Origin of the sequence: Phytohabitans aurantiacus, from assembly GCF_027923225.1 — a bacterium.
Lineage (GTDB): Bacteria > Actinomycetota > Actinomycetes > Mycobacteriales > Micromonosporaceae > Phytohabitans > Phytohabitans aurantiacus.
Genome location: NZ_BSDI01000008.1, coordinates 129622 through 150489 on the forward strand (window position 1 = coordinate 129622; position 20868 = coordinate 150489).

Here is a 20868-nt window from a genome sequence, read left to right on the forward strand (position 1 = left end):
TGCATTCGCCCTTGATCGACGCGCAGGGCGCGAAGCCGCGCAGAGCGCGAAGCCGCGGCGCGCGAAAGGCGCGGCGGCCGGCGCGGGAGCGCGGCCCGGCGTGGAGCGGTGGGTATGGGAGGTGGGGTGGCGCGGGTAGTCGAGAGTTAGTGGTCGGCGCTGTTCCAGTCTTGGCCTACGCCTACCGAGACCTCCAGCGGGACTGACAACGGGTAGGCGTTGCCCATCTCCTGCCGCACCAGCGCCTCGACCGCATCACGCTCGCCCTCTGCCACCTCGAAGACCAGCTCGTCGTGGACCTGGAGGAGCATCCGCGAGCGCAGTCCGGCGCCGCGTAGTGCCTTGTCGACGTGGAGCATCGCTACCTTGATGATGTCGGCGGCCGAGCCTTGGATCGGGGCGTTGAGGGCCATTCGTTCGGCCATCTCGCGGCGCTGCCGGTTGTCGCTGATCAGGTCGGGCAGGTAGCGGCGGCGGCCGAGGATGGTCTGGGTGTAGCCGTCTTGCCGAGCCTGCGCCACGACGGCGTGAAGGTAGTCGCGTACGCCGCCGAACCGTTCGAAGTACTCGTCCATCAGGGCGCGGGCTTCTTCGGTCGGGATGCCGAGCTGCTGTGACAGGCCGTAGACCGAGAGCCCGTACGCGAGGCCGTAGTTCATTGCTTTGATCTTGCGGCGGTGGTCGGCTGTGACTTCGGTGAGGGGGATACTGAACACCGATGACGCGGTCGCCGCGTGGAAGTCGGCGCCTGAGTTGAACGCGTCGATCAGCGCCTCGTCTTTGGAGAGGTCGGCCATGATGCGCATCTCGATCTGGCTGTAGTCGGCGCTCATCAGGCACTCGTAGCCGGAGCCGACCACGAACGCGCGCCGGATCCGCCGGCCCTCTTCGGTGCGGATGGGAATGTTTTGCAGGTTGGGGTCGGTCGACGAGAGGCGGCCGGTGGCGGCGACGGTCTGGAAGTACGTCGTGTGGATGCGACCGTCGTCGGACACTGACTTCAGCAGACCGTCGACAGTGGACTTGAGCTTGGCGACGTCGCGGTGCCGCAGCAGGTGCTCCAGCAGCGGGTGACCGGTCTGCGCGAACAGGCCCTGCAGCGCGTCGGCGTCGGTCGTGTAGCCGCTCTTGATGCGCTTGGTCTTGGGCAGGTCAAGCTCGCCGAACAGGATCTCCTGCAACTGCTTGGGCGAGCCGAGGTTGAACTCCCGCCCGACCACCGCGTACGCCGCCTGGGCGGCCGCCTTGACCTCGGCCGCGAAGTGGCTCTCCAGACCCGAGAGGTATTCGGTGTCGGCGGTGATGCCGGTGCGCTCCATCTCGGCGAGCACCACCACCAGCGGCAGCTCGACGTCGGCCATCAGCTCCAAGGAGAGCTCGCCGTCGCGCGACAGCTCGGCATCGATCGCGCCGGCCAGGTCGAGGGTGGCCCGGGCGCGGAGCATCAGGTTTTGCTCGACCTCGCCATCGTTGCCGAAGCCGTCGAGCGTGAGCTGACCGGTCTCGGGCGCGTCGACCCGCAGCTCGCGGTGCAGGTAGCGCAGCGCCAGGTCGGTCAGGTCGTAGGTGCGCTGGTCGGGGCGGGCAAGGTAGGCCGCGATCGCCGTGTCGCGGGTGACGCCACGCATCTCCCAGCCGCGTGCCCGGAACGCGAGCAGCGCCGGCTTGCTGTCGTGGATCACCTTGGGCCGCTCGGGGTCGGTGAGCCAGGCGCCGACCGCGGCCTCGTCTGACTCGTCGAGCTCAGCGGGGTCGAACCAGGCGGCCGGACCGTCGGCGGTGGCCAGCGCGACACCGATCAGCTCGCCCGTACCCCGGCCGAACCGCCCGGCCACGGCGACGCCAATCGGCGCCCCCGCGGGCGCGTACGACTCCAGCCAGCCGGCCACCTGACCGCCGGACAGGACGGACCCGTCGAGCTCGAACCCGGCCTCGGCCTCCGGCTCGACGGCGTCGAGGTACTGGTACAACCGCTCGCGCAGGACCCGGAACTCGAGCGCGTCGAAGACCTGGTGCACCGCCTCCCGGTCCCAGCCCTGCCAGCGCGCGTCTTCGGGGCGCAGCGGCAGCTCGAGGTCGCAGACGAGCTGGTTGATCTCGTAGTTGCGCATCACGCTGGCCAGATGGGCGCGCAGGTTGTCGCCGGCCTTGCCCTTGATCTTGTCGGCGTTGGCGATGACCCCTTCGAGCCCGCCGTACTCCTTGATCCACTTCGCGGCGGTCTTGTCGCCGACGCCCGGCACGCCCGGCAGGTTGTCGCTGGTCTCGCCGACCAGGGCCGCCTTGTCACGGTATTGCGAGGGGGGCACGAAGTATTTCGCCTCGACCGCTTCGGGAGTCATCCGCCAGACCTCGGAGACGCCGCGCACTGGGTAGAGCACGGTCACGTGCTCGTCGACCAGCTGGAACGCGTCGCGGTCGCCGGTGCTGATCACCACGTCCATGCCGGCTTCGCGGCCCTGCTTGGTCAGCGTGCCGATCACGTCGTCGGCCTCGTAGCCGGGCTTCTCCACGACCGGGATCCGCAGCGCGTCGAGCACCTCTTTGACCAGGCTGACCTGCCCCTGGAAGGGTGCCGGTGTCTCCGACCGGCCGGCCTTGTATTCCGCGTATTTCTCCGTGCGGAACGACTGCCGCGACACGTCGAACGACACGATGATGTGCGTCGGCTGCTCGTCGCGCAGCATGTTGATCAGCATCGAGGTGAACCCGAAGACCGCGTTGGTCGGCTGCCCGGTGTGTGTGGAGAAGTTTTCCACCGGCAGGGCGAAGAACGCCCGGTAAGCGAGCGAGTGACCGTCGAGCAGGAGCAGGCGCGGCTTCGTTTCTGTCACAAATAGCGACTCTAGTCCGACCCACCGACACTCCCGCGCCCCACCGGGCCGGCGCGGCGCGCCGGCGTCGTCGATCAAGGAGATCTCCATCGATCAAGGACGAATACACGCGAAAAAGAGATCCAACCACGTGCATTCGCCCTTGATCGACGAAAAGGGGGGCGCTGCGGCGCACGGAGCGGCGCGGCGCGCGGAAGGGGGCGCGTGGAGGGCGGGGAAGCTTTAGGGTGGCCGGGTTCCCATTCATCGAAGGAGGCGCGGATGGACCGGCCGGCGTGGGCACCGCCAGAGGTCGACCTGGATCGGCCGAGCCCTGCTCGCATCTACGATTACATGCTGGGCGGCCTTCACAACTTCGCCGTCGACCGGCAGATGGCCGAGCAGGTGATCGCGGTGGCCCCGGAGGTGCGGCTGGCCGCGCATGCCAACCGCGGCTTCCTGCGCCGCGCGGTGGAGTATCTCGCGGGTGCCGGCATCCGCCAGTTCCTCGACCTGGGCTCGGGCATCCCCACCGTGGGCAACGTGCACGAGGCGGCCCGGAGCGTGGCGCCCGACGCCCGGGTGGTCTACGTCGACGTCGACCCGGTGGCGGTCGCGCACAGCCGGGCCATCGTGGCCGAAGACGACCAGGTGACGGTGGTCCAGGCAGACGTCCGTGACGTCGAGAGCGTGCTCGCCATGCCGGAGTTGCATGATGCGCTCGACCTCAAGGAGCCGGTCGCGGTGCTGTTGGTCGCGGTGCTGCACTTTATCCCCGACTCTGACGCGCCCGCCACGATGATCACCAAATTGATGGACGCGGTGGTGCCGGGTAGCTACCTGGCGCTTTCGCAGGTCACGACGCCCCCGCAGACGCTCACTCCGGAGCAGCAGGCCGCCGCTGAGCGGTACACGAAAGCCAATCCTGTCGCGATGCGCACGCACGACGAGATAGCTGGATTTTTCGCGGGCCTGGAGCTGGTCGATCCTGGTCTGGTGGATCCGGCGCGCTGGCGCGCCGACGACGACAAGGTCGGCGGCATGGTGTCGTCTTTCGCCGGGGTGGCCCGCAAGCCGTAAGAGCCTGGTAAATAACCCGCTGGGGTTATTTACCAGGCTCTAAGAGCGTGAGGGCCCGGCGCGCGCCGGGCCCTCACGCGACGAACAGCGTCAGGCGACGCCGAGGTACGCGTCGCGCACTCGGCTGTCGGTCAGCAGCTCCTGACCGGTGCCCTCCTGGACGATTTTGCCGGTCTCCAGCACGTACGCGCGGTGGGCGCGGGAGAGTGCCTGCTGCGCGTTCTGCTCGACCAGCAGGATCGTGGTGCCCTGCTGGTTGATCTCCGTGATGATCTCGAAGATCTGCTGGATCACCATCGGCGCCAGCCCCATCGACGGCTCGTCGAGCAGCAGCAGCTTCGGCCGTGCCATCAGCGCGCGCCCGACCGCGAGCATCTGCTGCTCACCGCCCGAGAGCGTGCCGCCCGCCTGCTTGCGCCGCTCGGCGAGGCGCGGGAACAGCCCGAACACCCGGTCGAGGTCGGCCGCGATGCCGGCCGTGTCGCGCCGGGTGTACGCGCCCATGTCGAGGTTTTCCAGCACCGTCATGCCGGGGAAGATGCCCCGGCCCTCGGGCGACTGGCAGATGCCCCGGATGACCCGCAGGTCGGCGCGGAGGTTGGTGATGTCTTCACCCGCGAACCGGACGGTGCCGGTGGCCACCGGGCGCAGGCCGGAGACGGCCCGCATGGTGGTGGTCTTGCCCGCGCCGTTCGCGCCGATGAGGGCCACGATCTCGCCCTCGCCGACCGTGATGCTGATGCCGTGCAGCGCCTCGATCCGGCCGTACCGGAGGGTCAGATTGTCGATCTCAAGAAGCATCGGCTGGTACCCCCAGATACGCGGCGATCACCTTCGGGTTGTCCCGCACCTCGGCGGGTGTGCCCTCGGCGATCTTCTTACCGAACTCCAGAACCACGATCCGGTCGGTCACGCCCATCACCAGGCGCATGTCGTGCTCGATCAGCAACACGGTGTATCCCTTGTCGCGGATGTCGCGGATCAGCTTGAGCAGCTGCTCCTTCTCCGCGGGGTTGAACCCGGCCGCCGGCTCGTCGAGGCAGAGCAGCTTGGGCTCGGTGGCGAGCGCCCGGGCGATCTCCAGCCGCCGCTGGTACCCGTATGGCAGGTTGCGTGCCAGCTCGTTGGCCCGGTCGGCGATGCCGACGAACCTCAGCAGAGCCAGCGCCTTCTGCTCGCCGGCCCGCTCCTCCAGGGTGTGCCGGGAGATCCCGAATACCTTGGCGAACACGAGCCGGGTCTGCTGCCACGCCCGCACGAGGCCGTTGTGGCTGTCGACGACCGGCAGTTCCTCGGGCTTGGGGCGCTTGCGGTACAGGCGGAAGAGGGCGCCCGGCACGCTCGTGAAGTGCTGCGAGTCGGTGCCCACCATGACGTTTTCCAGCGCCGTCATCTCCGGGAAGAGCCGGATGTTCTGGAACGTCCGGGCGATTCCCAGCCGGTTGATCTGGTGCGGCTTGCGGCCGGACACCCGGTCGCCGTCGAACCGGACCTCGCCGGACGTGGGCCGGTAGACCCCTGTCATGGCGTTGAAGCAGGTGGTCTTGCCGGCGCCGTTCGGACCGATCAGCCCGAGGATCTCGCCGCGGCGCACCTCGAAGCTGACGTCGTCGAGCGCCACCACGCCGCCGAACCGGAGCGTGACATGGTCGACCACCAGCAGGTCGGTGCGGGTCGGCGCCTCCGACTCGGGCAAGGACACCAGGTCTTCGGTATCAGACATTGGCCGGTGCCTCCTTCGCTCGGTCCTTCAGCTCCCGCGCCCTTCGCCGGCTGGGGATCAGGCCCTGCGGCGCGAAGAGCATCACCAGCACGAGCGCCGCACCGAACACCAGTGTGCGGTACTGGGAGAAGTCGCGGAATCGTTCGGGCAGGTAGGCAAGGAGGAACGCACCGAGCGCGACGCCGGCCATGTTGCCGGCGCCACCGGCCACCACCATCGCCACGAAGAGGATGGAGAGCTGGGCGCTGAACTGGGTGGGCTCGATGAACCCGCCCCGGCTGGCGAACAGGAACCCGGAGAGCCCGCCGAGGGCGGCTCCCATGGCGAACGCCCACAGCTTGAACTTGAACCCGGACACGCCCATCACGGCGGCCGCGTCTTCGTCTTCGCGGATGGCGAGCCAGGCCCGGCCGACCCGGCTGTTTTCCAGGCGGCGCACCGCGAACACCATCAGGATCACGACCGACAGCACCAGCCAGTACCAGGGCTTCGCGTCGATCAGGCCGAAGATCTCGTTGTCGGGGGACGGCGCGCCCTGCGGACCCGGGATGGCGGCGATGCCCTGCGGCCCGCCGGTCCAGTCGGAGTTGCGGGCGATGATCCGGATGATCTCACCGAATCCGAGGGTCACGATGGCCAGGTAGTCGCCGCGCAGCCGCAGCGTCGGCCAGCCCAGCAGCACACCCGAGATCATCGTCAAGAGGATCGCGAGGGGCAGGCAGATCGCCCAGGCGACCGCCCAGTCCTGCGACAGGCCGAACCGGTTCTGCAGCCCTTCGACCACGGGCGACTGCGTGGATCCGAAGAGCGCCACACTGTACGCGCCGACCGCGAAGAAGCCGACGTATCCGAGGTCGAGCAGGCCGGCGAGGCCGATGACGATGTTCAGGCCGAACGCCACCAGTACGTAGATGGCGCAGAGGAAGAGCACGCCGGCCCAGTTGTTGCCCTGCGGGATCGAGTCGGTGCGGAACCAGGTCAGCCCCGGGATGCCGAGCAGTGGCAGGTAGTACAGGAAACCGACGAAGGCGAGGATGCCGATCGCGCGCTGCCACTTGGGCAACGCCCGCCACCGCTCGCCGATGCCACCGGTGACGTGCCGCCGGCGCTCGTTGATCTGGCGAAGTGTCTCGGTCATGCGCCGCCTCCCGCAGCCGCCACCAAGCGAAGGGATGTCATGCTCGTGCCCTCCCGAGTGACTCTCCGAGCAGGCCGGTCGGCCGGAACAGCAGGACGACGACCAGCACGACGAACGCCGCCACGTCTTCCCACGCCGACGAGGTGAGCGTCGCGGCGTACACCTCGACGACGCCGAGCAGCAGGCCACCCAGCAGCGCGCCGCGCAGGTTGCCGATGCCGCCGAGCACAGCGGCGGTGAACGCCTTGAGGCCCAGCACGAAGCCGACGTTGAACCGGGTGTTGCCGTAACGGACGCAGTAGAGCAGCGCGGCGGCGCCGGCCAGCAGGCCGCCGAGCAGGAAGATCAGCGCGATCACCCGGTCTTTGTTGACGCCCATCAGGGCCGCGGTGTCCGGGTCCTGCGCCACCGCCCGCACGCCCCGGCCATAGCGGGTGCGGTTGATGAACACGTCGAGGCCGAACATCATGATCAGTGCCGCGAGCACCGTGATGACCTGAACGTTGGTGACCTCGGTGTTGCCGATCGTGAAGAGCACCGACCGCTCGATCACGGTGGGCATGCCCTTGACCAACCGGCCCTGCCAGATGCCAAACGCCTCGGACAGCACCAGCGACAGGCCGATCGCGGTGATAAGGAAGATCAGTGGCGGGGCGTTCATGCGCCGCAACCGCCGGTACGCGACGCGTTCCACCGCGACGGCCGTGGCGCCGGACACGGCGGCCGCCGCGACCAGGCCGGCGAGCAGCAGCAGGATCACCGTGCCGATCGCGGGCGAGTCGGTCGCGCCGAGGACGCTCCAGGTGCCGACCACCGTGAAGGTGCCGATCATGAAGACCTCGGAGTGCGCGAAGTTGATCAGTCGCAGCACGCCGTAGACGAGCGTGTATCCCAGTGCGACGAGCGCGTAGATGGAGCCTTTGGACAACCCGTCCACGGTGTGTTGGCCGAGGTGCCCGAACAGAGCATCAAAGTCCACGAAAATCCCCTTCATACCGCGACGGCCGGGGGGTTCTCCCCCGGCCGTCTACGGTCATGACGCTCAGCTGAGCTTGATCTCCGACTGCGGCGTGATGGCGCCACCCTTGATCTCGTAGGCCCAGATTACGACCTTCGAGGGGTCGACATCGCCCGTGTCCGTGAACTTGATGTACTTCGAAACACCCTGCTTGTCGTAGGCGTTCACCCAGTCCAGCAGCTCCTTGCGGGTGGTCTTGCCGTCCTTGTAGCCGTCGAGCAGGACCTTCGCGGCGTCGTAGCCCTCAGCGCCGTACGAGCCGGGCGCCTCGCCGTACTCCTTCTCGAAGTCGGCCGAGAAGGTGCCGCCGGCCTCAGCCGCCGGGAGGCACGGGCAGGTGACGATCGCGCCCTCGGCGCCGGCACCGGCACCCTTCGGGAACGCCGGGTCGTACAGGCCGTCGAAGCCCAGGAACTTGGCGGTCACGCCGGCCGCGCGCAGCTGCTTGAGCAGTGGCGCCGCCTCGTTGGTGTAACCGGCGTAGGCGATCGCGTCAGCCTGCGCCGCCTTGACCTTGGAGATCGTGGCGTCGAAGTTGGTCTGGTCGGTCTGCACCTTGTCGCTCTGGACCACCAGCGAGCCGAGGCCCTTGGTCACCTCGCTGGCGATGCCCGCGCCGTAGGTGCTGCCGTCGTCGATCACGAAAACCTTCTGCGACTTCAGCGTGTTCTTGAAGTAGACAGCGGCGGCCGCGCCCTGGGTGCTGTCGTTGCCGACGACCCGGTGGAACGACTTGTTACCCGCGGCGGTGAGCTCGGTGGCGGTCGCCGACGGGCTCACCATGACCAGGCCAGCGGCCTCGTAGGTCGGCATGGTGGCCTTCGACTCGCCGGAGAAGTGACCGCCGATGACCGAGGTGAAGGACTGGTCCTGAGCGACCTGGTTGGCGATCGGAGTGGCCTGCTCGGCCGCGCCCTGGGTGTCGAACTCCTGCATGGTCACCTGGCAGTTCGCGTTTTCCGCGTTGTGCTGCTTGACAGCCAGCTTGGCGCCGTTGAGCGACGGAATCACCAGGCCGGCGTTCGGGCCCGTGAACGCGCCGAAGATCGCGATCTTGCCACCACAGGTGCCGTCGCCGGACGCGTTGTCGTCACCGCCCGAGTCCTGGCAACCGACGGCGGCGACCATGGCCGCGGCCAGGGCGACGCCCCCGAGCGCCCGTACATACTTTCGCCTCACGGCTTTCTGACCTCCTCCAGAGACAGGCGGCGAATAGCATCACACGGGCTGTTGCCCGGCGCGGAACCACCGCCTGCATTGCGGCTCGTGATGGCGGAGCGTACTGGCCCTCACACCGATGTCGGAAGTCCTACGGCTGGCACTTGCGAAACCGTTACAAACACGAGCGCCAACGTGCCCCCTCCCGTAACATCCGAAGGCGGAATCGCTCCTTATTCGTCTGGCCTTTTAACCAGGTAGCGGGGTCGCGGAGCGCCAGACCCGGCCCGCCTGGCCGTCGTCTGCGAGCAGCAGCAGGCGACCGTCGGCCGCGAATACGGACACCGCTTGGCTGGCACCCGACGGCATCGCCGCGGGCGCCTCGACGACCCGCCAGGAGGCGCCCCCGTCCGGCGACAGCCACAACACGTACCGGGCGCCATCGGACACCGACGCCACGAGCTGCTCGCCCGTGGCCGTCAGCCCGCTCACCGACAGCACACCGCGACCGCTGGACGCCCCGAAGCGCGCCCGGGCCTGCCACTTGTCGCCCTCCAGCCGCCAGGCGCCGAACTTCAGGCCGCGCAGCCCGACGGCGTACGCGGTGCCGTCGCCCGACACCGCCGCCCGCTGAAACTCGTCGTACTCCGCCTCGCCGGGTGCCGCGGTGCGCTGCCAGGTCACGCCGTCGGCCGAGCGCCAGGCCATCGGATCGCGGTCGGTGCGCCCGCTGAGGATGATGCCGCCCGCCACCAGCCAGCCATCGGGAACGGCGACCACGTCGGCCGCCCACGTCTCGCCTCGGTCGTCACTGGACAGCTCCGGCGCGTCTTCCAAGATCTCGAACTTGGCCGAGTCCGCCGACGTCCAGACCGCCGCACCGCTATATCTGTTACCGGTGATCATCCAGCCCTTCGGGCCGGCCGCCATCCGCGAGACGTTGATCGCCACCGGCCCGCCGTACAGCTCGAACCGCGCCTTCACCTCTATCAGCGAGCCGTCCGGCTGCTGGTGCCACGTGCTGACCCGGGGGTTGCCGTGCGCGCCACCGACCTTGCCGCCGACCGCCGCCAGCCTGCCCTCGCGGCAGCCCGCCGTGTAGATCACGTTCTGCTTGCCGTAGTAGCTGTCGGCGTGAATCGTGAGCGCGGTCCACGTCTGCGTGTCGGTGCTCACCCACGCCGCCGGCTGCGTCGCGCCGTCGGCCCCGGCGGTCGCGCCCACGATGTACCACTTGCCGTCACACGCGGCGACGGCCCGGGGCAGGAACCGCCCGGCCGCTCCGGCGGGCATCGGCAGCGTCAGCTCCGACCACGCCGCGCGTACCGCCGGCTCGGGCTCGGGCTCGGGCTTGGCCTCAGACCCGCAGCCGGCAGCGGCCAGCACCACGGCGAACGCCGCCGCAACCCCCCGCCGCGTCACGAGGGCCTCAGCCGGCGTCGGCCGGCGGGTTCTCCGGCGTCTCGGCCAGGATGCGCTCGGCGACCTCGCGCATCGTCATCCGGTGATCCATCGCCGTCCGCTGGATCCACTTGAAAGCCTGCGGCTCGGTCATGCTGTAGGTCGTCATGAGCGTGCCTTTGGCACGCTCGACGACCTTGCGGGTCTCCAGGCGGTCGGTCAGCCCGGCGACCTCGGACTCCAGCACCGCGATCTCCTGGTATCGCGACAGCGCGATCTCGATCGCCGGCACCAGGTCACTCTTCTGGAAGGGCTTCACCAGGTACGCCATGGCGCCGGCCGCCCGAGCCCGCTCCACCAGGTCACGCTGGCTGAACGCCGTCAAGATCACGACCGGCGCGATCCGCTCGCCCGCGATCCGCTCCGCCGCCGCCAGGCCATCCATGATCGGCATCTTGATGTCGAGAATGACGAGATCCGGCTTCAACTCCTCGGCCAGGCGCACCGCGGTCTCGCCGTCTCCGGCCTCGCCGACCACGTCGTAGCCCTCTTCGACGAGCATCTCGGCCAGGTCAAGCCGAATGAGCGCCTCATCCTCGGCGATCAGCACCCGCCTGCGCTCGCCACCCGCCTGCGTCTCGGCCACGTAGCCCTACCCCTCGCACTTTCCCTCGACACCCCGCCAGTCGGATGTCGTCGCTCTCAGCGTAGTAGGTAGTCTGGTCCCGGCCGATCCCCAGACCCGGCCTGTAACGTCCCCGTATCCCAACCGGCAGAGGAACGGAGCTCAAACCTCCGACAGTGTGGGTTCGAATCCCACCGGGGGCACCACCCAAAGGCCACCTGGCCTGCAAAGATATCAACCGGCGGCCGCGTGGGGGTCGGCGCGAGCGGTACCGTGTCCACGCTTGCCGGCCATTGCGCGGCGATGCCATCATGATCCGCATGAATGAGAGAATCGAGTCCACTGCCCGCCGGTGAGGCCGGCCGACGGGTGTCGACGAAGCGGGCTTGGTGTCCATGGATGAGGCGGAATTCTGGCTGCTGGATGTCGTGGTCACAGGCCGGGTCCCTCTGGAGTGGCTGCTCTGGGAAGATCTGGATGAGGCGCTGAACCGTCCAGGGCATGGGTTGGATCCGGACGCCCTGCTGGACATGATGGATCGGCTCTTTCGCGGCGGGTTCATCAACGCCCGCAGGCCGCAGCGCAGTGGCGACCACGGAGAATTGGGTCGATTCCTGCACCGATCCGAGATCGAGGCGACGCTGCACGGCTTCGAGTCGGGCATGTCGTATGGGATGACCGCACGCGGCGGCGCGCGCTGGGAGGCTGTGACCAAGCCGGACTGGAGCCGCTTCCTTGACGAGTCGGCCGGCATTGATCCCGATGAAGTCGAGGTGTTGGGCCTCGATCGCGATCGTGTGGCTTCCCACCTTCGGCAGCACACTCTGTGGGCTGTGGTGCCCGGCAGCGAACGATGGGAAAAGTTGGTCCCGTGGCAGGCCACGTACTGGAAGACCATTCCACGCGGATACCGCGTAACCGTGGACTGGCAACGGGAAGCGCCGACCAAGGCACCTGACTGGGACGCCTACAAACGGTGGATCCAGTGGTACGACAACCCGTTCGACGCGTAAGTCAAGAGAAAAGATCTCATCGGTTCGCGTTCGTGCGGTACGCGACTTCGAACTTCGACGACACGCTGCGCACGTACTCGTCGTCGCCGTTGACCGTCCAGTTGGACCCGATAGCCATGGACAGCGGCGTGCCGAAGGGCGCGAGGACCTTCGCCAGCTCGTCGAATTCCGCCTGCGCCGACGCCGAGTCGGCGTACACCGTGATGATGCTGCGCCCGCACTCCACCCGGGAGGTCACGGGCGGGGTCGCCGGCGTCGTGTCCTTGTGCACCGTGCCGCACGACAACCCGTTGGCGTCCAGCGCCTTGACCAATTCTCCCGCGCTCGCGAAGGCAGTCGGGATCGCCGGTTCCGGCTCGGATGCGCCGCGCCCGCAGCTTGCCAGGGCGAACACGACGGCTACCGCGGCGATCGATGTCTTGGGGGGCATGCCCGACGAGTGTTCCACACTGGCTCAGGCCCGCATCGCGTGAGACACACCCGAGTGAGGAATGCGGCGTGGTCATGAGGGCCGCGAGTTCGAGCGGTCCACTATGGACCGCCACGGACGCCAGCGAGCCGGGCTAAAAGACCTTTTAGGGTCAGGGTCAGAATCTTTGAGCTACCGCGGCGTCCGCCGTGCGCGAGACCGTCGCTCCCGCGGCCTCACCGTCCGCGGCACACGACCCGCCCTCGTCGGGGTTGGTCGTGCGACGGCGGCGGGTGAGGCCGCGGGAGCGACGGTCTCGCCCGCGACGGGCATCGCGGCAGCTCAAAACCCGATCCTGAACTTGAGGTGCTCCGGGCATCGCTTCATAGGAGCAAGGGCAGCGCGTATTGCCGGGCCTCACTACAGTGACCGAGTATGGCTTTTTGGGACCAGGTCTCGCAGTTCGCACTACCGATGCTGCCCGAGGCGCTCGTGTTACTGGGCGGCCTGGCGTTGATGATCGCCGTCCGTCGGCGCCTCGGCGCCGCCGCCCCCTCCGCCATCGGCGGCTGCGCCTTTCTCGCGCTGGCCGGCGCCGGCAAGGTCGCCTGGACGCTGTGGTTGCTATCGCGTTTCTATGGCCCGATCAAACCCGACTCGTCATACCGCCCCGCCGGGCTGGACATCACGTTGCGCCTGACCGAGTCGGTGAACATCATGCTGACGGGGCTGTACCTCGCCGGATTGATCCTCGTGACCGCCGCGGTCTTCCGCGGCCGGCTGGGAACGGCGACGCCGCCGGTGAGCCAGCCGTGATGACCATCATGCGCTACGCGCCCACGGCCTGCGTGTGCGTGGGTTTGGTGGCGGCCATCGTGTACCGGCGTCGACTCGGCCAGGCGGCATGGCTGGCGATCTCCGCTTTCGCCGTCCTCGTCACGACCTTCGCCGGGTCGATCCTCTGGTCAGAGCACATCGAGAGGATGGACGCGAACCCGCCGGACTTCGCGCGCCTGGAGGAGATCCTCGTCCAGAGGGAACTCCTGCACTGGGCTTCGGGAGCGGGCACCGTCGCGGGTTTCCTGCTGCTCCTCGCCGCGGTGCTGGCCGGGCGGACCGCCACACCCGTCGGCGCGGGTGAGCAGCGGCCCTGAGCCGCCGATTGCAGGATCATGCAAGCCTGAGGGCTTGGTCTTCACAGGTGTAACTAAAGATGATCTCCTGTCTTCGCCAAGGGGGCAGGACTGGGTCGCGACAGGGGGGTCCGTTGAGGCTGTCGACGGAGGTTGTTCCCAGGCTGGCCAGGTGGGGGATGACACCGGATGCCGATCTCGGCTATCGGGCGTTGTCGATGATGGGGCCCCACACGGTCGCACGGCTCGCCCGGGAGTTGGGCATGTCCCAGCGCCGGGTGAGTCGCGCGCTCGACGAGCTCGCGGCCGTGGAAGCGGTTCGGCCCGTCCGCACGGCCGCGAACGCCGGGTACTGCTCAAAGGATGGTCTGGTGTGGGAGGCGGTGGCGCTGGATCGGGTTCTCCACACGTTGCGGCAGCGCCGCACGCCCGACTCGGCTCTCGAACGGTGGCGCCGGCACATCACGACGGTCAGCGGGGTGGGCCTGATGGCCTTGGAGGATGCCTCGGTGCGGCGGTGGCCGACTCGCGCCACCGCCAGGCAGCGAGCGTCGACCCTCATCGCCGCTGAACGCCACGAGCATCTGGCGATCAACACCGAAGAGGTCTTCGACGCCGAGTCGACCGCCGCGGCCCTGCCGTTGGACAACAGCATGCTGGCGCGCGGCATCCGGCTGCGCGTGCTGGGCCGGCCGCCCAGCGACGGCGACCGGTCGAGCGCGTACGCCACCGCGCTCGGCCGCTCCGGCGGGATGTACCGGGAGCTGCAGACGCTTCCGCTGAAGTTGATGATTTTTGATCGGCGGGTCGCGTTCCTCCCGAGCGACCCTCTGGACCTCGAAAAGGGCTATGTCGAGGTCGCCGACGCGGAGGTCGTGCGGGCTCTGGCGGGCATGTTCGACCGGCTGTGGGCCGACGGGAGGGATCCACGGGAGCAGGGGGTACCACCCATCGACCTGAGTAACCGCGAGCAGTCACTGGTGCACCTGCTCGCCATGGGATACACCGACCAGTCCGCGGCGCAGGAACTGCGGCTCAGCGTCCGCACCGTCGCATACACCATGCGGAGCCTGATGGACCGCCTGGGAGTCGAGAACCGCTTCCAGCTCGCGCTGCTGCTCGGTGCGGCCGGCGCCGCACCCCAACCACCGCGTTACGGCGACAGCGATACCAAGGAAGCCTGAGGAGATTTTCGTGTCACACCCGCTCGTGCGGCCCGTCATCAGCGCCGCGGCCGCGCTCATGACGATCCTGGCGTTGACGCTCGGCACAGCGTCGCCGGCGCAGGCCGCCCAGCCCTGGCCCCCGGCGTACTGCGCGACCGGCCAGTTTACCGGGATTGAGACGAGCATCGACGAGAAGCAGACCGCGCTTCGCGGCAATGTCACGCCGTGCGCGCCGTCTCTGGGCGACTCCAGGTTCGCACTGGTCGTCTTCTCACCGGATCCCTTCTCCATCGCGTTCGCCTATTCGCACCTCGTAGTGAGCTACGAGCCCAACGGGCCGACCCCGTTCGCCGGTGTCTTCCGCACCAAGCCCGAAGGCGAGGTGGGAGTGTGCGCCATGCGTACCCTCCGCGACCGGATCGCCTGCGTCCGCGTGACGTTTCGGGACGACGGACCCGCCACGATGGAACCGATCCCCACCGACGACCCGCTCGTCATGAAGCCGGTCTTCTATGTCGAGGACGAGGCACCGGAACCGGACCCACACGGATTCTGCGGCTCCTGCCTAGAGCTGCCCGTTTCCTGACGCCGCGAGCGTGAGGGTTCGCGCGGCCTGGTACCGGCAGCCGGCGGCGTCGAAGGCCGAGGCGGTCGCGAGCACCCGCTTCTGGTCCTTGTCGAGCAGCGCCTCGGCACGCTCCACAATGGCGGTGGCGACCGGGTTCCCCGTTACGACCTCGCGAGCGCCGGCCAGGCGTTCGCGGGCGTCGGCGCTTCCGGCGAGCACGCTGGCTTCGGCGCGCAACGCCACATACCAGTGCAGCCATATCCATGTGACCCATCGCCACACGTCGCCGGGCTCGGACGCCAGCCGTGCCAGCGCCTCATCCGGCCGTCCACGGTGGAGCATGACGAGCGCGTCGAAGACCGCGCCGTAGCCGTGCGTCTGCGCCGGCGAGGTGCCGAGCCGCTCCAGTATTGCGCCCCACTCGCGCTGGGCGTCGTCGTCGCCCCGAATGCCGTGCAGCGCCGCCACACCGGCCACCGCCGGACCGAGGAACGACATGGGTGGGGAGCCCGCTCGCTGCCACGCTTCGAGGAACCGGACGCTGACGGTGAGCGCCTCGCCGTCCTCTCCCGCCAGCGCGTCGGCCACCAGCAGCCAGCTCGTGGCGCGGTGACCGACCTCGGCGAGCAGCGGATGGTCGGCGAGCTGCCGGGCCCACCGGCGGGCGCCCGGCAGGTCTCCCGCGCCGAGGCTCGCCTCCGCGGCTATGCCGAGCGCGTCGATCAGCTCGTGTGTCCTGGCTGGACTGTCTGGTGTGGACGAAAGCAGCGCGACCCGGCGCCGGGCCGTGGCCGCCGCTGCGAACGTGTCGCCGCCCCAGCACTGGGCGCCGAGGAGCGCGTCGAGGGCGGCCGACTCGGCGAGCGGGTCGCCCGTACGCCGTGCGAGCTCGACGGCTCGTTCGGCGCGCGCGGTCGTCAGCGGTACGTCGTTGTCGGCCGGGCCCTGCGCGGCGCCGAACGCGTCGCTGAGTACACCGGCCTCGGCGAGCGCCACCGCCGCCTGAGCGGCCGGATCGCCGCCGGCCAGCTCCCGCGCCTCGTCGATGAGGGCGGTCACCTCGTCGTCTGGTGGGATCCGCACGAACTTGCCCGAGAACCGGTACGCGTTGGTGGCCGCGGTCGCCAGATCGACGGCGGCGCCCGCGGCGTCTCCGGCCAGGCGGGCGGCGGCCGCGGCAGCGCGGTGGAGGCGGTACATGTCATCGCCGCGCAGCCGGCATCCGGCCACGGCCGCGGCGTGCCGCAGCATCGACGCCGTGGCGGCCGGGTCATCGGCGAGCGCGGCCGCCTGCTCGTACCGCTGCTGTGACTCGCCGATCAGGTTCCGCCCGAACGCCAGCTCCGCCAGGTGCGTGGCAAGCCGGTGCGCGTCGGCACGCCGCGCCGGCTCGTCGGCGGCCCAGGCGAGGGCGGCGCGGAGATCATCGGCCGCCAGGTCGAAGCGGGCCCGCCGGTCTTCCCGCCGCGCTGCCAGGTCGGCGGCGGTGGCGAGGCACCAGCGAAGGTGCCGGGACCGGGCGTCGGCCAGCTCACCAGCCGTGGTGAGGCGCTCCATCCCGTACTGGCGGATGGTGGAGAGCGCCCGGTAGGCGGTGCCGCTCGGCGCGGTCGTCACCGTCAGCAGGCTCTGCTCGGTGAGCCGGGCCAGCCCGTCGGCGACGACGACGCTCTCGGAGCCGGTCACCTCCGCCGCCGCCTCGATGGTGAACGGCGCCACGAAAACCGACACTCGACGCAGAAGGGCGCGATCGTCCGCCTCCAGCAGGGCGTCGCTCCAGTCCAGCGCCGCCCGTACCGACCGGTGGCGCTCATCGGCGCGGGAGCCGCCAGCGAGCATCCGCAGCGGGTCGGACAGCGCGGCGGTCAGGCCATCCAGCCCGAGCGAGGGCCACCGCGCCGCGGCCAGCTCGATCGCCAGGGCCATGCCGTCGAGCCGTTCGCAGAGCGAGGCGATGTGGTCGCGCACCACCGGGTCCGGCGGCCAGCCCACCGCCGCCGCCCGGTCCATGAACAGCGCGACCGCGTCGGACTCGCCGTCGCCGGCCAGCGACAGCGGTGGAACCGCGTACACCCGCTCGAAGGGGACCATCAGTCGGGCGCGGCTGGTCGCCAGTACCGTCAGCCGCGGGCACGCCGCGAGCAGCCGTTCGAGAAACAGCGCCACGCCATCGCGCACCTGCTCGCAGTTGTCCAGTACCAGCAAGGCCTGCCGGTCCGCGAGCGCGGCGACCACCGACTCGTCGATGCCCCGGCCCGGCTGCTCGCCGAGGCCCAGCGCCCCGGCGATCGCCGCCGCGACCATGCCGGGGTCGGCGACCGGCACCAGGTCGACGAACCAGACGCCGTCGGCGTACTCGCCGGCCGCCGCCGCGGCCACCGCCGACGCGAGCCTGGTCTTGCCCACTCCGCCGGGCCCGACCGCGGTCACCTGCCGGTTTGCCTTGATCAGCTCGGTCAGCTCGGCGCGTTCCCGCACCCGGCCGACGAACGAGGTCAGCGGAGCCGGCAGTACCGCCGCGGGCCGGGACCGGTCGGCGCGGGCCAGCTCGGCCGCGTGCTGGGCGAGCGCCCGCCGGTCCGGCACCGCCAGCTTGCGCAGCAGCGACGAGACGTGACTCTCGACGGTTCGTACCGAAATATAGAGTCGTGCCCCGATCTCGGCGTTGCTGAGATGCTGCCCGACCAGCTCCAGCACCTCGGCCTCCCGAGCCGAGATCTCCACCGTCGCCGCCACGCCCCCATTGTCCCGTACCTGCTCAGCGCGTGATCCGTGCCCCGATCCGTGGCCGGTTTCCGTGGTCGCCACGGATTCGCGGCGTGCGTGCCGGCGGAAGAGTTACCAGCATGTTGACCAGGTACAGGAAGTCGTTCGGACCCGCGCTCAACCAGCCCTTGTTGCGCCGGATCCTCCCCGGACTGGCGGTATCGGCACTCGGCGACGGCATGAGCATGGTCGCGGTGGCCTGGCTCGCGGTGCAGATCGCCCCCGCGGACCAGGCGGCGGTGTGGACCGGCCTGGCGGTGGCCGCGTACACGCTGCCCGCCACGCTCGGCGCGGCCCTGTTCGGCCGGCTCGTACGGCGCTTCAGCGGCGCCGCGCTGGTCGCGATCGACGCCTCGCTACGGGCACTCGCGCTCGGAACCATCGCGGTGCTCGCCGTGTCCGACCGGCTCGCCCCCACCGGGTACGTGCTGCTGCTGGCCGCGTCGTCGCTGCTGCACGCCTGGGGCAGCTCCGGCACGTACACGCTGATCGCCGAGGTGCTGCCGGACGGTGACCGGATCGCCGGCAACTCGCTCGTCTCGACGTTCAACCAGGCCGCGATCGTGGTGGGCCCGGCACTCGCGGGCATCGTCACCACGTTCGCGGGCCCGGGGTGGGTGATCGGCGTCGACGCGGCGAGCTTCGCGTTTCTGGCGGTCAGCTGCGCGACCGCGGTCGCCCGGCGTGGCGCGGCGACAGCACCAGCCTCGTCGGCACCTTCGTCTTCGCCTTCGTCGGTCGCCGGCTGGCGGATCGTCTTCCGGCAGCCCAGGCTGCTCGGTCTGCTCGCCGTCACCTGCGTCTTCTTCTTCCTGTACGGGCCGGTCGAGGTGGCCCTGCCGATCTACGTCGCCCACGATCTGAGCGGCTCGTCGGTGCTGCTCGGCGCCTTCTGGACCGCGTTCGGCGTCGGGGCGATCTTCGGCGGGCTGAGTGCCGGCCTGCTCCGCGACCGACGCCTGTCCACAGTGGTCATCGGAATCATCATCGGCTGGGGCGCGGCCCTGCTGCCAATGGCGCTGACCCATGCTGTGTGGGCCGGGCTGGTCGGACTGGCGATCGGTGGCCTCATCTACGGCCCGTTCACGGCGATCTGCGTGGCATTGTTTCAGCGCACCAGCCCGCCGCACGCCCTCAGCCGCGTACTCGCGACCCGCACCGCCATCACCCTGCCGTCGACCGCGCTCGGCACCCTCGCCGGCGGCCCTGTCGTGACAGCGATCGGCGCCCAATCGACACTGCTGGCGTCCGCGCTCCTGACGATCGCGCTCGGCGCGGTGATCGCCCTAGCCCGCCGCGCCACCCCATCCCCATCCCCACCCGCGCCCGCGCCGCCGGCGCCCGCGCCGCCCGCGCCGCCCGCGGCGGCCTCTTCTCGCCGATCAAGGGCGAACGCACGTGGTTGGATCGCTAAACCGCGTGCATTTGCCCTTGATCAACGCGATCTTCCTTGATCGGCGCCCGCGCCCGCCTCCTCACCCGGCGGCGGCCGGGATGCTCGCGCGGTGGCGGATCTGGCGATCCGCCACCGCGCGAAGGGCTCAGAGCCCGATGCTCGCCTGCGGCCCGGCGTAGGTCCGCAGGAGACCTGGCACGTTCGCGGCGGGTGTGAGCGTGTACGAGTAGAAGCTGCTCGGATTGAACGCGGACCCCTTCGACGTGACCTTGCCGGAGTCCCACGGGCTGTTGACGGTGATGTTGCCGCGCTGCACGAGCTCGCCCGCCTCGACGTAGTACGGGTTGCGGACGTTCTCGAAGTAGCTGTTCTCGATGACCGCCTTGGTCAAGCCGCGCACGTAGTTGCCGTACGCCTCGCAGTTCTGCAGGTAGTTGTTGTAGAAGTGCGCGCTCGCGATGTTGTCCGCGCTGGGGTTGCGCGTCCGGGTGTTCTGGAACCAGTTGTGGTGGATGGTCATCCGCGCGGTGACGTTCTCCGTCCAGCCGATGCCGAAGGTCTTGTTGTTTTCGACCAGGTGATTCCACGACACGGTCAGGTTGGTCGTGTCCTTGCGGCTGTCGATGAGCCCGTCGTTCATCCTGGACAGTCGATTGTGGTCGATCCAGATGCGGTTGGCGGTGTCCATCTGGATGGCGTCGTAGTCGTACGCGTCGTCACCCGGGTCGTCGTCGGGCATCAGGGTGTCGCGGATGGTCAGGTTGCGGATGATGACGTTGCTGACCCCGGCCGCGAGGAAGAAGCCACCACCGACGATGTGCCCACTGGTACCGACACCGATGATCGTCTTGTTGGACGCGACGCGCAGCTCGGTGCCCTTGGGGCTGATGTTGATGGTGCCAGCCACCCGGATGACGTACGGGGTGGTCGCCGTCACGTACTGGTTGAGCGCCGCCTGGGTGGTGACGGTGACCGTCTGCCCGCCGGCTCCGCCGGTGGTGCCCTGCGCGAACCCGTCGGGCACGTTCGAGTACGGCGCGGCGGAACCGCCTATCTTGTGCATCATCCACTGCTGGTTGGTGCCATCGGTGTCGGTGTACTGCGAGATCCGCCCACCGTCCGCAGTGGACCACTCCCACACATCCAACGCCTTACCACTGTGCCGATTGACGAGCTGAACGTGACCATCAGGAGAATCAGTCACACCGAAATGCTGCTTCGTGTCACTGCTCGACGCCTGCTGAGTCAGCTGCGCACCATCCTGAGCCGACGCGATCTGCAACACCTTGCCACTGAGCCGCGACTTCACCTGGTAATAGCCACCACCCACCGACACGAACTGCCACTGCTGCTGGCTACCGTCATTGCGCGCCCACTGCACGATCGGCGCACCATCATTCGTCGCCAGGTTGTACACGTCGATCGCCTTGCCACTGTGGCGGGAGGTGAGCACGTAGTAGG

At 69.2% G+C, this 20868-nt stretch carries 18 protein-coding genes and 1 tRNA gene; 8 read left to right on the plus strand and 11 right to left on the minus strand.

Annotated features, from left to right (window positions below):
• Positions 1–146: 146 nt before the first annotated feature.
• Complete coding sequence (polA, locus tag QMG73_RS11905; protein WP_281894634.1) at positions 147–2834, minus strand: DNA polymerase I; 2688 nt, start codon at positions 2832–2834, stop codon at positions 147–149.
• A gap of 261 nt (positions 2835–3095) precedes the next feature.
• Here polA and QMG73_RS11910 point away from each other — a divergent pair, with 261 nt between their 5' ends.
• Entirely contained in the window at positions 3096–3893 is a 798-nt protein-coding gene (locus tag QMG73_RS11910) for an SAM-dependent methyltransferase (protein ID WP_281894636.1), read from the plus strand.
• Positions 3894–3983: 90 nt separating this feature from the next.
• Here the strand turns inward: QMG73_RS11910 and QMG73_RS11915 are convergent, their stop codons facing one another.
• From QMG73_RS11915 to QMG73_RS11945, 7 genes are all read right to left on the minus strand, one after another.
• Positions 3984–4694, minus strand: coding sequence for an ABC transporter ATP-binding protein (locus QMG73_RS11915; protein WP_281894638.1), 711 nt, complete (start codon positions 4692–4694; stop codon positions 3984–3986).
• Entirely contained in the window at positions 4684–5616 is a 933-nt protein-coding gene (locus QMG73_RS11920; protein WP_281894640.1) for an ABC transporter ATP-binding protein, read from the minus strand. The genes QMG73_RS11915 and QMG73_RS11920 overlap by 11 nt, the downstream gene beginning before the upstream one ends.
• Positions 5609–6754, minus strand: coding sequence for a branched-chain amino acid ABC transporter permease (locus QMG73_RS11925; protein WP_281894642.1), 1146 nt, complete (start codon positions 6752–6754; stop codon positions 5609–5611). The genes QMG73_RS11920 and QMG73_RS11925 overlap by 8 nt, the downstream gene beginning before the upstream one ends.
• Before the next feature lie 37 nt (positions 6755–6791).
• Positions 6792–7733, minus strand: a complete 942-nt coding sequence (locus tag QMG73_RS11930; RefSeq protein WP_281894644.1) for a branched-chain amino acid ABC transporter permease — start codon at positions 7731–7733, stop codon at positions 6792–6794.
• A 63-nt stretch (positions 7734–7796) separates the two neighbouring features.
• A complete protein-coding gene (locus tag QMG73_RS11935) occupies positions 7797–8951 on the minus strand; it encodes a branched-chain amino acid ABC transporter substrate-binding protein (protein WP_281894645.1) in 1155 nt (384 codons plus the stop codon).
• Between the two features lie 228 nt (positions 8952–9179).
• Positions 9180–10352, minus strand: a complete 1173-nt coding sequence (locus tag QMG73_RS11940; protein WP_281894648.1) for a sialidase family protein — start codon at positions 10350–10352, stop codon at positions 9180–9182.
• Positions 10353–10359: 7 nt separating this feature from the next.
• Entirely contained in the window at positions 10360–10977 is a 618-nt protein-coding gene (locus QMG73_RS11945) for an ANTAR domain-containing response regulator (RefSeq protein ID WP_281894651.1), read from the minus strand.
• Between the two features lie 108 nt (positions 10978–11085).
• Between QMG73_RS11945 and QMG73_RS11950 the strand changes: the two genes are divergently transcribed.
• Positions 11086–11162, plus strand: a tRNA-Leu gene (locus tag QMG73_RS11950).
• A 189-nt stretch (positions 11163–11351) separates the two neighbouring features.
• Positions 11352–11969: a hypothetical protein gene (locus tag QMG73_RS11955; protein WP_281894652.1), complete on the plus strand. Its 618-nt coding sequence runs from the start codon at positions 11352–11354 to the stop codon at positions 11967–11969.
• A gap of 16 nt (positions 11970–11985) precedes the next feature.
• Here the strand turns inward: QMG73_RS11955 and QMG73_RS11960 are convergent, their stop codons facing one another.
• Complete coding sequence (locus tag QMG73_RS11960; protein ID WP_281894656.1) at positions 11986–12399, minus strand: hypothetical protein; 414 nt, start codon at positions 12397–12399, stop codon at positions 11986–11988.
• A gap of 414 nt (positions 12400–12813) precedes the next feature.
• On the opposite strand from QMG73_RS11960, the gene QMG73_RS11965 reads away from it, so the two are divergent.
• The 4 genes from QMG73_RS11965 (at position 12814) to QMG73_RS11980 (ending at position 15263) form a co-directional block, all read left to right on the plus strand.
• Positions 12814–13194, plus strand: coding sequence for a hypothetical protein (locus QMG73_RS11965; protein ID WP_281894658.1), 381 nt, complete (start codon positions 12814–12816; stop codon positions 13192–13194).
• A complete protein-coding gene (locus tag QMG73_RS11970) occupies positions 13194–13532 on the plus strand; it encodes a hypothetical protein (protein ID WP_281894660.1) in 339 nt (112 codons plus the stop codon). Before QMG73_RS11965 ends, QMG73_RS11970 begins: the two co-directional genes overlap by 1 nt.
• A gap of 158 nt (positions 13533–13690) precedes the next feature.
• On the plus strand, positions 13691–14695 hold the full coding sequence (locus tag QMG73_RS11975; protein ID WP_281894663.1) for a helix-turn-helix transcriptional regulator: 1005 nt from the start codon (positions 13691–13693) through the stop codon (positions 14693–14695).
• Between the two features lie 10 nt (positions 14696–14705).
• A complete protein-coding gene (locus QMG73_RS11980) occupies positions 14706–15263 on the plus strand; it encodes a hypothetical protein (RefSeq protein WP_281894665.1) in 558 nt (185 codons plus the stop codon).
• Here QMG73_RS11980 and QMG73_RS11985 read toward each other — a convergent pair.
• Entirely contained in the window at positions 15243–17981 is a 2739-nt protein-coding gene (locus QMG73_RS11985) for an ATP-binding protein (protein WP_281894667.1), read from the minus strand. The genes QMG73_RS11980 and QMG73_RS11985 overlap by 21 nt on opposite strands.
• A gap of 110 nt (positions 17982–18091) precedes the next feature.
• On the opposite strand from QMG73_RS11985, the gene QMG73_RS11990 reads away from it, so the two are divergent.
• Entirely contained in the window at positions 18092–19465 is a 1374-nt protein-coding gene (locus QMG73_RS11990; RefSeq protein ID WP_281894668.1) for an MFS transporter, read from the plus strand.
• 87 nt (positions 19466–19552) lie between these two features.
• Here the strand turns inward: QMG73_RS11990 and QMG73_RS11995 are convergent.
• A partial coding sequence (locus QMG73_RS11995; protein ID WP_309299459.1) for an RICIN domain-containing protein occupies positions 19553–20868 on the minus strand: 1316 nt, incomplete at its 5' end.

Bases quoted from the DNA above. Each gene is read 5' to 3' on its own strand.
- QMG73_RS11910 (WP_281894636.1), top strand. From the start codon at position 3,096: ATGGACCGGCCGGCGTGGGCACCGCCAGAGGTCGACCTGGATCGGCCG.
- QMG73_RS11915 (WP_281894638.1), bottom strand. From the start codon at position 4,694: ATGCTTCTTGAGATCGACAATCTGACCCTCCGGTACGGCCGGATCGAG.
- QMG73_RS11920 (WP_281894640.1), bottom strand. From the start codon at position 5,616: ATGTCTGATACCGAAGACCTGGTGTCCTTGCCCGAGTCGGAGGCGCCG.
- QMG73_RS11925 (WP_281894642.1), bottom strand. From the start codon at position 6,754: ATGACCGAGACACTTCGCCAGATCAACGAGCGCCGGCGGCACGTCACC.
- QMG73_RS11955 (WP_281894652.1), top strand. From the start codon at position 11,352: ATGGATGAGGCGGAATTCTGGCTGCTGGATGTCGTGGTCACAGGCCGG.
- QMG73_RS11960 (WP_281894656.1), bottom strand. From the start codon at position 12,399: ATGCCCCCCAAGACATCGATCGCCGCGGTAGCCGTCGTGTTCGCCCTG.
- QMG73_RS11965 (WP_281894658.1), top strand. From the start codon at position 12,814: ATGGCTTTTTGGGACCAGGTCTCGCAGTTCGCACTACCGATGCTGCCC.
- QMG73_RS11970 (WP_281894660.1), top strand. From the start codon at position 13,194: ATGACCATCATGCGCTACGCGCCCACGGCCTGCGTGTGCGTGGGTTTG.
- QMG73_RS11975 (WP_281894663.1), top strand. From the start codon at position 13,691: ATGACACCGGATGCCGATCTCGGCTATCGGGCGTTGTCGATGATGGGG.
- QMG73_RS11990 (WP_281894668.1), top strand. From the start codon at position 18,092: ATGTTGACCAGGTACAGGAAGTCGTTCGGACCCGCGCTCAACCAGCCC.